8 protein-coding genes and 1 pseudogene are annotated in these 10896 nt (G+C 69.3%); 4 read left to right on the forward strand and 5 right to left on the reverse strand.

Annotated features, from left to right (window positions below; translation table 11 throughout):
- Positions 1–464 (reverse strand): annotated as a pseudogene (locus MVA01S_RS25855) (protein translocase subunit SecD); the annotation flags it as partial.
- Between the two features lie 103 nt (positions 465–567).
- Complete coding sequence (gene yajC / locus MVA01S_RS25860; protein ID WP_003933802.1) at positions 568–909, reverse strand: preprotein translocase subunit YajC; 342 nt, start codon at positions 907–909, stop codon at positions 568–570.
- 327 nt (positions 910–1236) lie between these two features.
- Between yajC and gabT the strand changes: the two genes are divergently transcribed.
- Both gabT and MVA01S_RS25870 read left to right on the forward strand, forming a co-directional pair.
- Positions 1237–2577: a 4-aminobutyrate--2-oxoglutarate transaminase gene (gene gabT / locus MVA01S_RS25865; RefSeq protein WP_003933801.1), complete on the forward strand. Its 1341-nt coding sequence runs from the start codon at positions 1237–1239 to the stop codon at positions 2575–2577.
- Positions 2578–2595: 18 nt separating this feature from the next.
- On the forward strand, positions 2596–4029 hold the full coding sequence (locus MVA01S_RS25870; RefSeq protein WP_003933800.1) for a gamma-aminobutyraldehyde dehydrogenase: 1434 nt from the start codon (positions 2596–2598) through the stop codon (positions 4027–4029).
- On the opposite strand, the gene MVA01S_RS25875 is transcribed toward MVA01S_RS25870, so the two are convergent.
- Positions 4017–4385 (reverse strand): cytochrome P450 family protein, encoded by a 369-nt coding sequence (locus MVA01S_RS25875; RefSeq protein ID WP_003933799.1) that lies wholly within the window; start codon positions 4383–4385, stop codon positions 4017–4019. The two genes, MVA01S_RS25870 and MVA01S_RS25875, sit on opposite strands and share 13 nt — an antisense overlap.
- A gap of 282 nt (positions 4386–4667) precedes the next feature.
- Between MVA01S_RS25875 and car the strand changes: the two genes are divergently transcribed.
- Positions 4668–8165: a carboxylic acid reductase gene (gene car, locus MVA01S_RS25880; protein WP_003933798.1), complete on the forward strand. Its 3498-nt coding sequence runs from the start codon at positions 4668–4670 to the stop codon at positions 8163–8165.
- Here car and MVA01S_RS25885 read toward each other — a convergent pair.
- The gene (locus MVA01S_RS25885; protein ID WP_003933797.1) at positions 8162–8821 is read right to left on the reverse strand and encodes a hypothetical protein; all 660 of its coding nucleotides are present in this window, start codon (positions 8819–8821) and stop codon (positions 8162–8164) included. The two genes, car and MVA01S_RS25885, sit on opposite strands and share 4 nt — an antisense overlap.
- Before the next feature lie 137 nt (positions 8822–8958).
- On the opposite strand from MVA01S_RS25885, the gene MVA01S_RS25890 reads away from it, so the two are divergent.
- Entirely contained in the window at positions 8959–10035 is a 1077-nt protein-coding gene (locus MVA01S_RS25890) for a GGDEF domain-containing protein (protein ID WP_040543194.1), read from the forward strand.
- Here MVA01S_RS25890 and MVA01S_RS25895 read toward each other — a convergent pair.
- Positions 10024–10896, reverse strand: an 873-nt coding sequence (locus MVA01S_RS25895; RefSeq protein ID WP_060941746.1) for an alpha/beta fold hydrolase, incomplete at its 5' end; no start/stop codon positions are given. The genes MVA01S_RS25890 and MVA01S_RS25895 overlap by 12 nt on opposite strands.

Here is a 10896-nt window from a genome sequence, read left to right on the forward strand (position 1 = left end):
CCGGGAGGCACGCCCGGAACGCCGGGTTCGGCGCCCGGCGGCGCACCCTGCGGGCCGGCCTCCTCGCCGGGCGGCATCGCGCCGGCGGCCGGGATCACGTGTACGACCGGCCGGATGTACAACCGTGCGGTCTGACCGAGGCTGCGCGCCTCGCTGGTGTCGTCGCCGGGGACGGTGATCACCAGGTTCTGGCCGTCGATGATGACCTCGGAGCCCGAGACGCCGAGACCGTCGACGCGGGAGCCGATGATCTGTTTGGCCTGTTCCAGCGACTCGCGCGAGGGCGGCGAACCGTCCGGTGTGCGTGCGGTCAGGGTGACGCGGGTGCCGCCCTGCAGGTCGATACCGAGTTTCGGTTCGGCCTTCTTGTCGCCGGTCAGGAACACCAGCAGGAACGCGCCGATCAGCAGCACCAGGAACAGTGCCAGGTAGCGGGCAGGGTGAACCGTCGAAGGCGATGCCACGGGTCAGAGTCTCCTCGAGATCAGTTCGTCGGGTACCGCACCAGGGCGCGAAAGCACGTACAGACGCAGAAGCACGGAAAGACTACGTGCTCCCGCTGAGATTTCAGCTGTCGGTCTTGGTGTTGGGCCGATCGACGATCTCGGCGCCGGTCTCGGCGTCGTCGTCCAGATCGTCCACGTCGTCGGCGTCGTCGACGATGCGGTCACGCACCGCGAGCTTCATCCAGGTGGTGACCACCCCGGGGGCGATCTCCAGGTCGACGTAGTCGTCGCTGATGCCGGCGATCGTGGCCTTGAGGCCGGAGGTGGTGTGCACCTGATCGCCGATCTCCAGTGAGTTGTGCAGGTCGATGGTCGCCTGCATGGCCTTCTTCTGGCGCCTTGAGGCGAAGAACATGAACGCGCCCATGATGATGAGCAGTGGCAGGAATACGACCAGATCCATGGCGGCAGTGTCTCTCTAAATTCTTGGGTATTCGGTCATGCGGACAGGCTCGCGGACCTGCAGCAGCGAGAGCCCGTCGCACGGACTCAGTTGACCAGTGTGCCATTGCGGGGCCCCCGAACCACGACCCCGGTCGCGCGGGCCCTACCCCACCCGGCACCATCGGCGCTGTTCGCGACGGAATCAGTCGCCGCTGCGGCGTTCATCTGTCGATTCCGCAACATGATGCCCGCCTTCTCGACGGATCGGCACCTTCAGCAGCTAGGCTCGACCGGTAACACGGCAGTCGCCGAACTCACGTTCCGCTCAGTCTGTAGGAGGTCTTCTGTGAGCGCTCTGGAACAGAGCCGCCACCTCGCCACCGCCATCCCCGGCCCCCGCTCCGCCGAGTTGATCGCGCGCAAGGGCGCAGCGGTCGCCCGCGGCGTCGGCAACACGATGCCGGTCTACGCGGCGCGGGCGTTCGGCGGCATCGTCGAAGACGTCGACGGCAACCGGCTGATCGACCTCGGGTCGGGCATCGCGGTCACCACCATCGGGAACTCCTCCCCCAGAGTGGTGGAGCGGGCGACCGAGCAACTGCGCAACTTCACCCACACCTGCTTCATGGTGACCCCGTACGAGGGCTACGTGGCCGTCGCCGAAGCGCTCAACCGGCTGACCCCGGGCGACGGCGACAAGCGCTCGGCGCTGTTCAACTCCGGCTCCGAGGCCGTCGAGAACGCCGTCAAGATCGCCCGGGCTTACACCGGCAAACAGGCGGTGGTGGCGTTCGACCACGCCTACCACGGCCGGACGAACCTGACGATGGCGCTGACGGCCAAGTCGATGCCCTACAAGCACGGCTTCGGCCCCTTCGCCCCGGAGATCTACCGCGCGCCGCTGTCCTACCCGTTCCGCGACGCCGAGTTCGGCAAGGAGCTGGCCACCGACGGTGAGCTCGCCGCCCGGCGCGCCATCACCGTGATCGACAAGCAGGTCGGCGCCGACAACCTGGCCGCGGTGGTCATCGAGCCGATCCAGGGCGAGGGCGGTTTCATCGTGCCCGCCGAAGGCTTCCTGCCGACCCTGCTCCAGTGGTGCCGGGCCAACGGCGTGGTGTTCATCGCCGACGAGGTGCAGACCGGCTTCGCGCGCACCGGCGCGATGTTCGCGTGTGAACACGAGGGCATCGTCCCGGACCTCATCGTCACCGCGAAGGGCATCGCCGACGGCCTGCCCCTTTCGGCGGTCACCGGTCCCGCAGCGATCATGGACGCCCCGCACGTCAGCGGGCTGGGCGGCACCTACGGTGGCAACCCGGTGGCATGTGCGGCCGCGCTGGCCACCATCGAGACCATCGAGGCCGAGGGCCTGGTGCAGCGCGCGGCGCAGATCGAGACGCTGATGAAGGACAGGCTGGGCCGGCTGCAGGCCGAGGACGAGCGCATCGGCGACGTCCGCGGCCGCGGCGCGATGATCGCCGTCGAACTGGTGAAACCCGGCACGCTGGACCCCGACCCGGAGCTGACCCGGAACCTGCTCGCGGGCGCGCATCAGGCCGGCGTGATCGTGCTGTCCTGCGGCACCTACGGCAACGTGCTGCGATTCCTGCCCCCGCTGGCGATCAGCGACGAGCTTCTGCTCGAAGGCCTCGACGTTCTCGAACTCATCCTGCGCGATCTCTGACCAGAGGAGCTGACTGACATGACCACGGTCCGGAACTTCATCGACGGCCAACTCGTCGACTCCAGCAGCGGTGCGACCATGCCGCTGGTCGATCCGAGCACCGGGCAGGAGTACGGCACCGCGCCGGTGTCCAACGAGCAGGACGTGGACAACGCCTACGCCGCGGCGGCCAGGGCGTTCACCGGGTGGCGCAAGACCACGCCGTCGGAGCGCCAGAAGGCACTGCTAGGCTTCGCCGACGAGGTGGAGAAGGCCGCCGACGCACTGGTGGCCGCGGAAGGCCGCAACACCGGGAAGCCCAATCACGTCACCGCGGTCGAGGAGATCCCGCCGATGGTCGACCAGATCCGGTTCTTCGCCGGTGCGGCGCGGGTGCTGGAGGGTAAATCCGCCGGGGAGTACCTGGCCGACCACACCTCGTGGATCCGCCGCGAGCCGGTCGGCGTGATCGGCCAGGTGGCGCCGTGGAACTACCCGATGATGATGGCGATCTGGAAGATCTGCCCGGCCATCGCCGCGGGCAACACGGTCGTGATCAAGCCCAGCGACACCACCCCGGTGACGACGGTGATGCTGGCCGAGCTGGCCGCCAAGCACCTGCCCCCGGGCGTCCTGAACGTCGTGACCGGTGACCGTGTCACCGGTGCGAACCTCGTCTCCCATCCGACCCCGCAGATGGTCGCGATCACCGGATCGGTGGCCGCGGGCAAGGCGGTCGCGGTCAGCGCGGGCGGCAACCTCAAGCGCACCCACCTGGAGCTCGGCGGGAAGGCCCCGGTGGTGGTGTTCGACGACGCCGATCTCGCGGCGGCCGCCGAGGGCATCGCCACCGCGGCGTACTTCAACGCCGGGCAGGACTGCACCGCCGCCACCCGGGTGCTGGCGTCGGCGTCGATCGCGGCGGACCTGACGGCCGCGCTGGCCGAGCAGGCCAAGGGCGCCACGACCACGTTCGGCCGGCCCGCCGACGACGAGGACGCCTGGGTACCGCCGGTCAACAACGTCAACCAGATGGAGCGGGTGCTGTCCTTCTTCGAGGACATCCCGTCCCACGCCACCGTGGCGGTGGGCGCAAACCGCCAGGGCGACAAGGGTTTCTATATCGAGCCGACGGTGATCGGCGGGCTCCGCCAGGACGACCGGCTGATTCAGCAGGAGATCTTCGGCCCGGTCATCACGGTGCAGTCGTTCTCGGGCGAGGACGAGGCGATCGCGTTGGCCAACGGCGTCGAGTACGGACTGGCGTCGTCGGTGTGGACCAAGGACGTGTCCCGTGCGCTGCGGGTGTCCAACGCCCTGGATTTCGGCTGCGTCTGGATCAACACCCACATCCCGCTCGTCGCGGAGATGCCCCACGGCGGGTTCAAGGCGTCAGGCCACGGCAAGGACCTGTCGATGTACGGCCTGGAGGACTACACGCGCATCAAGCACGTGATGGCCTACACCGGCTGAGCGCCGGCCCGTACGAAATCGACGAGGATCTCCCGGATCTCGTCGGCGGTGAGACCGTCGCCGTCGACCTCGTGGGCGATGAGGTCGGAGACCACATCCTCGCCGTGCTCGCCCGGGTGGCCGCACCGGTATGCCACCAGCACGTCGAGGTAGGCGCCGAACGCGTCACGCTGGTCGGCGTCGTCCAGGCGGGTGGCCCACCGGGCGAGCTGCCACCAGTCCCGTTCCGGCGCGCCGAGGGCATCGCAGAGCCCACGCAGGCGCGGACCGAGGACGATGGCCGCGAGGTCGTCGGGCACGCCGGACGCGACTCGGGCCGACAACAACTCGGCGAGCCGCTGTGACTGCGGGTGCACCCTCTGGCCTCCTCGGACGAATCAGTCGATCGATGACCCACGGTAATCGCGCCCGCGCACGCACCCGGCGCGCACCGACCCCGATGTGGCACGCCTAACCACAGGTGCGGCACTGTGACCAACCACTCAGCCCGGTTCGTGAGATCGACAGGGCCGCAGGGATTCACAGCTGTTTATCAGCGGCATTGCCTACCGTCGCCGGAATACACTTAGTTCTACTAACGTAGTTTCTGGTGGCGCATCGCCGCGTCCGCCACCCCGCGATCCATCTGAGGACAGACCATGTCTACCGATACCCGCGAAGGCCGCCTTGCCCGTCGCATCGCCGACCTCTTCGCCACCGACCCCCAGTTCGCTGCCGCCGTGCCCGACGAGACCGTCGCCGCCGCCGTCGAAGAGCACGCGGCACATCTGCCCGACATCATGCGGACGGTCCTGGACGGATACGCCGACCGCCCCGCACTCGCCCGGCGGGCCGTGCGATTCGTCGAAGACGCCACGGGTCGAACCGTCGCCGAACTCCTCCCCCACTTCGAGACCATCACCTACGCGGAACTGGCTCACCGGATCCACGGCGTCACCGCCGCGCTGACCGACGTGCATCCCGGTGACCGGGTCGCCCTGCTCGGCTTCACCAGCGTCGACTACACGACCGTCGACATGGCCCTGTCGATGCTGGGCGCCGTCCTGGTGCCGCTGCAGACCAGCGCGCCGCTCAGCACCCTGCGCCCGATCATCGCCGAGACCGAACCGGTCCTCATCGCGTCGTCGGTCGACACCCTCGACGACGCCGTCGCGCTGGCCCTGGACGCGCCCGACGCGGCGCGCCTGGTGGTGTTCGACCACCGTGCCGAGGTCGACGACCACCGCGACGCGCTCACCTCCGCGACAGCGCGGCTGCGCGCCGCCGGATCACCGCTGGAAATCGAGACCCTCGCCGAGGTCATCGCCCGCGGGTCGACAATGCCTGCGCGTGAACAGTTCTCGCCCGACGCAGACACGCTGATGTTGCTGATCTACACCTCCGGCAGCACCGGCGCCCCCAAAGGCGCAATGTATACCGAGCGTCTGGTGGCCACCACGTGGCGCCGGTCGAGCCGGTCCTTCTGGGGTGACCACGGCCCGCTTCCGTCGATCACGCTGAACTTCCTGCCGATGAGTCACGTGATGGGCCGCGGCCTGCTGTACGCGACGCTGGGCGCGGGCGGTACCGCGTATTTCGCCGCCAAGAGCGACCTTTCGACGTTCCTGGAGGATCTGGCCCTGGTGCGTCCGACGCAGCTGAGCTTCGTGCCGCGGATCTGGGACATCATCTTCGCCGAGGTGGCCAAGGAGCTCGAGCGCCGCACGGCCGACGCGGCCGACGTGCTCGCCGATCTGCGCCAGAGCCTGCTCGGGGGCCGCTACGTGAGCGCGATGACCGGGTCCGCACCGCTGTCGGCCGAGATGGAGAGTTTCGTCGAGCAACTTCTCGACATGCACCTGATCGACGGCTACGGCTCCACCGAGGCCGGTGCGGTGTTGGTCGACGGGCAGATCCAACGCCCACCGGTCATCGACTACAAGCTCGTCGACGTCCCCGACCTCGGCTACTTCTCCACCGACCGCCCGCATCCGCGCGGTGAGCTCCTGGTCAGATCCGAGACCCTGTTCCCCGGGTACTACAAACGTCCCGACATCACCGCCGAGATGTTCGACGAGGACGGCTACTACCGCACCGGGGACATCGTCGCCGAAACCGCACCGGATCGACTGACCTATCTGGACCGCCGCAACAACGTGCTCAAACTCTCCCAGGGCGAGTTCGTCACCGTCTCCAAACTTGAGGCGGTGTTCGGCGACAGTCCGCTGATCCACCAGATCTACGTCTACGGCAACAGCGCGCGCCCCTACCTGCTGGCCGTGGTCGTGCCCACCGACGCGGCGTTGGCCCGCGAGGACGTGAAAACTGCTGTCGCCGAGTCACTTCAGGACGTGGCCAGGGCCGCCGACCTGCAGTCCTACGAGATCCCCCGCGATTTCCTGATCGAGACCACGCCGTTCACGCTGGAGAACGGCCTGCTGACCGGCATCCGCAAGCTGGCCCGGCCCGCACTCAAGGAGCGCTACGGCGACCGGCTGGAAGCCCTCTACGCCGAACTCGCCGAGGGACAGACCGACGAGCTACGTGAACTTCGCCGGTCCGGCGCCGAACGTCCGGTGCAGGAGACCGTGCTGCGCGCCGCTGCGGCCCTGCTCGGCGCCGCCGCCACCGATCTGCAGCCGGACGCCCACTTCACCGATCTGGGCGGAGATTCGTTGTCGGCATTGACTTTCGGAAATCTGCTGCACGACATCTTCGGTGTCGAGATTCCCGTCGGGGTGATCGTCAGCCCGGCCACCGATCTCCAGGCACTGGCCGGTCACATCGAGACCGCGCGGACCACCGGCTCGGCGCGGCCGAGTTTCACCTCGGTGCACCAGCATTCGGACCAACCGGTGACCGAGGTGTATGCCCGTGACCTCACGCTCGACAAGTTCGTGGACACCGACACCCTCGCCGCGGCTCCTGCATTGCCTGGGCCCGCCGCGGAGATCCGGACCGTCCTGCTGACCGGGGCCACCGGTTTCCTCGGCCGGTATCTGGCCCTGGAATGGCTGGAGCGGCTGTCACTGGTCGGCGGCACGCTGATCTGCCTGGTCCGCGCGAAAGACGATGCGGCAGCCCGCGACCGGCTCGACCGCACCTTCGACAGCGGGGATCCGAAGCTGCTCGAACACTACCGGCGGCTGGCCGCCGACCACCTGGAGGTTGTCGCCGGGGACAAGGGCGACGCCGATCTCGGCCTCGATGCGCGCACGTGGCAGCGCCTCGCCGACACCGTCGACCTCATCGTCGACCCAGCCGCGCTGGTCAACCACGTCCTGCCGTACAACCAACTGTTCGGCCCGAACGTGGTCGGCACCGCCGAACTGATCCGCCTCGCGCTGACCACCAAGCTGAAGCCGTTCACCTACGTGTCGACCATGGCCGTCGGCGCCGGCGTCGAACCGGGCCGGTTCACCGAGGACGGCGATGTCCGGCAGATCAGCGCGACGCGCAAGGTCGACGACAGCTACGCCAACGGCTACGGCACCAGCAAGTGGGCCGGTGAGGTGCTGCTGCGCGAGGCGCACGACCTCTGCGGGCTACCGGTGTCGGTGTTCCGCTGCGACATGATCCTGGCCGACACCACCTATGCCGGGCAGCTGAATCTGCCGGACATGTTCACCCGGCTGATCCTCAGCCTCGTCGCCACCGGCGTCGCCCCGGAGTCCTTCTACCGACTCGACGCCGACGGCCGCCGCCCGCGCGCACACTACGACGGGCTCCCGGTGGAGTTCGTCGCCGAGGCTATCTCGACCCTCGGTGCTCAGGTGGTGTCAGGGTTCGAGACCTACCACGTGATGAACCCTCACGACGACGGGATCGGTCTCGACGAGTTTGTCGACTGGCTCATCGAGGCCGGCTATCCGGTGCGACGTGTCGGCGACTACCCGACGTGGCTGCAGCGCTTCACCGTGGCGGTCAACGCGTTGCCCGACCGGCAGCGCCAGGCCTCGCTGCTGCCGCTGCTGCACAACTACCAGCAGCCCGAGATACCGGTGTGCGGCGCCGTCGCACCGACGGACCGGTTCCGCGAAGCGGTCCAGGACGCGAAAATCGGCCCGGACAAGGACATCCCGCACTTGTCGGCGCAGGTCATCGTCAAGTACGTCACCGATCTGCAACTGCTCGGGCTGCTCCAGCGCTCTCGCTAGACGGCCATCGTGTCGCGATCCTTGTGGCGCCGGCGGCCGAACAGCCCGTGCCGCTTGCGGGTCACGGGCTGGGTCACCGAGTCCTCGGACTGGCCCCAGCCCGCGGTGCCAGCCGGGGCGCCCTCGGTCACCGCGTGCGTCTCGGCGGCGTGCATGCGGGCCTCACGGTAGGCGACGTCGCGGGCCGTGCGGACCGACAACCGGCCGACGGCCAGCGCGGCGAGGAACACGATCAATGCGCCGAGCCCGGAGAAGTAGGTGAGTTCGAGCCACACCTGCTTGGTCTCGTTCTCGGCCACCGGCCGGCCGGCGCTGCCCAGGCCCAGCGGACCGGCCACCGCGCGCCCGACCACGAACCAGGCGCCCGCGGCGACGGCCAGCCATCCGCCGAGCATGGCGGTGGCACGGTTGCGGGAGACGAACAGCAGCAAACCGCCGAACACGGCGACCAGGCCCGGCAGCACCTCCAGCCAGCCACGGCCGGCGGTCCACGCCCACGGCCGGTCCGGGGTGAAGGCGAAGTCGAACAGCGGGCCGATGAAGGGCGCCAGCGCACCCCAAACACCCAGCGCCACGATCAGCAGGCCGCTCACCGCACCGCGGCTCCTCGGGATCTGCATCGCGCCCTTACGGCCCCGGTGGGTTGTGTCGACCATGATTCCTCCTCGGGTGATGCCAGCGGGTACCCACGCCCACCCGGCAATAACCCGGGGGTTTGCGCGCAGACTGACATCGATCGTTGCCACAATCGCACCCTCCCGCACGGCCCGGTTCAGTCACTAACATCGGTCGCGTGAGACGCATACGCCAGTGGTGGGGCCAACCCGACCATTACCACTGGTTGTCGGGCTACCTCGGCTCACGCTATCTCCGCGGATTCACCCGCAAGATGATGGGCGGCATCGTCGCGGTGCTCGGGATCGTGCCGGGCCTGATGTTGCTCAGTCCGTCGGGTCCCGACACGAACCTCGGCCGCGTGGTCAGTGTGGCAGTGGTGGTGATGTGCGCGGTGATGGCCGTCGTCTGGTTCTCGCACTGGCCGACCCGGCGGGAATCAGTGGCGTTCGCGGTGGTGTCCACCATCTGTATCGCCGCGCTGGCGCTGGTGTGGCCGGATCCGCTCACCGGGCTGCTCGCCTGCATCACCTTCGCGGCGCTGGCCGGTTACGTGGCGTTCTTCCACTCCACCCACCATCTGGTGATGGTGCTGGCCACCGCGACCGCGGTGGCGTTGCGCTGTGCGGCCGAGATCACCGCCGCGGGCGACGGCTACCTGGCCACCGTCGCGTTCCTGATGATCGCGGTCGGGGTGCTGGCCGTGCCGTTCTCGGCGCAGGTGCTGGTGCACCTCCTCGGCGGTGACGCGCTGCAGTCGCACACCGACGCGCTGACCGGGCTGCGCAACCGACGCGGCTTCTATCGGGCGGTCCGGTACCTGGTCAGCACGGCGCCGGCCCGCGGGCTGCCGCATCTGACCGTGGCGATGATCGATCTCGACCATTTCAAGCGGGTCAACGACACCCGCGGGCACGCCACCGGTGACCGGCTGCTGGTGTCCGTCGCGGCCAGCCTGCGGCAGGCCACCCGCGGGCAGGCGATCGTCGGGCGGGTCGGGGGCGAGGAATTCCTGATCGCCGAGGCGACCCGCGAGGACGACGCCGACGCGTTGGCCGAGCGGCTGCGCGCCACGATCGCGACGAGTTCGTGGGGTGTCACCGCGAGCGTCGGTGTGGTGTGCGCCCGGCTCCACCGCGACACCGACACCCGGGAGATCCTGGGCGAGCTCGTCGAAGCCGCGGACGCGGCGATGTACGAGGCCAAGCGATCCGGCGGCAACCAGTACCGCCGGGCCGGGCGGTCAGCCGCCTGAGCGCACCTGCTGCACGACCGCGACGACCGCGTCGGCGACGGCGCGGGGCTGGTAGAGCATCATGTTGTGGCCGGCCCCCGGCACCACCACGTTGGTGGTGCCCAGCGCGGCGGCGAGCAAGTCGTTGGCGCGGTGGATCTGTGCCTGCGTGTAGGTGTCCGGGGTGAGCTGCGCCGGCGGCGGGAACCGGTCACCGCTGAGGACCGCGGCCGGGACGCGCGGCAGCGGCGGCGCGGCGGCCACTTCGGCGAAGGCGTCCTCGAACCACACGCTCTCCCCCGGCGCCCGCCCCTGGCTGCCCGCGACGTAGAACGCCGCGTTCTGGGCCGGGCTTCCGAGCCCGGGCAGGAACTCCGAGGTCGGCTCGACGAACACCAGACCCGCCACCAGTTCGGGGTGCCTGCGGGCCAGCAGGTCCAGTACCAGCCCGCCGTAGGAGTGGGCGACAAAGACCAGCGGCGTGGGCAGCCGCGCGGCCGCGATCAGTGCCACCACGTCGTCGACGTCCCGCGAGATGCTGTGCGGCTGCGTCGCCGGCGTCGACCGGTGGTCGCCGTCGGGACGGGTGTCGGGCCGGTCGTAGGTGCACACGCGCGTCGTCCGCGCGATGACCGGCTGCGCCGCGTCGGGGCCGGGCACCGGGTCGGCGAGTTCGATGTCGTCGTACGGGCTCGCCCAGACCGGGTCCCCGGCGGGAATCAGATGGTTCCACACCTCGGCGTAGCTGCCCAGCCCCGGGATCACGAAAACCGTTGGCGCACCGGCACCCTGGCAGTCGAGATACAGTGTGCGCCCGTCGCCGAGGTCCACCGGGCCGGCGACCGCGGGCGGCGGCTCGGCCGCGCTGCTCGCGCACGGGGA

It is taken from the genome of Mycolicibacterium vaccae NBRC 14118 = CIP 105934, from assembly GCF_001552715.1.
GTDB lineage: Bacteria > Actinomycetota > Actinomycetes > Mycobacteriales > Mycobacteriaceae > Mycobacterium > Mycobacterium vaccae.

Bases quoted from the DNA above. Each gene is read 5' to 3' on its own strand.
- yajC (WP_003933802.1), bottom strand. From the start codon at position 909: ATGGATCTGGTCGTATTCCTGCCACTGCTCATCATCATGGGCGCGTTC.
- MVA01S_RS25870 (WP_003933800.1), top strand. From the start codon at position 2,596: ATGACCACGGTCCGGAACTTCATCGACGGCCAACTCGTCGACTCCAGC.
- car (WP_003933798.1), top strand. From the start codon at position 4,668: ATGTCTACCGATACCCGCGAAGGCCGCCTTGCCCGTCGCATCGCCGAC.
- MVA01S_RS25885 (WP_003933797.1), bottom strand. From the start codon at position 8,821: ATGGTCGACACAACCCACCGGGGCCGTAAGGGCGCGATGCAGATCCCG.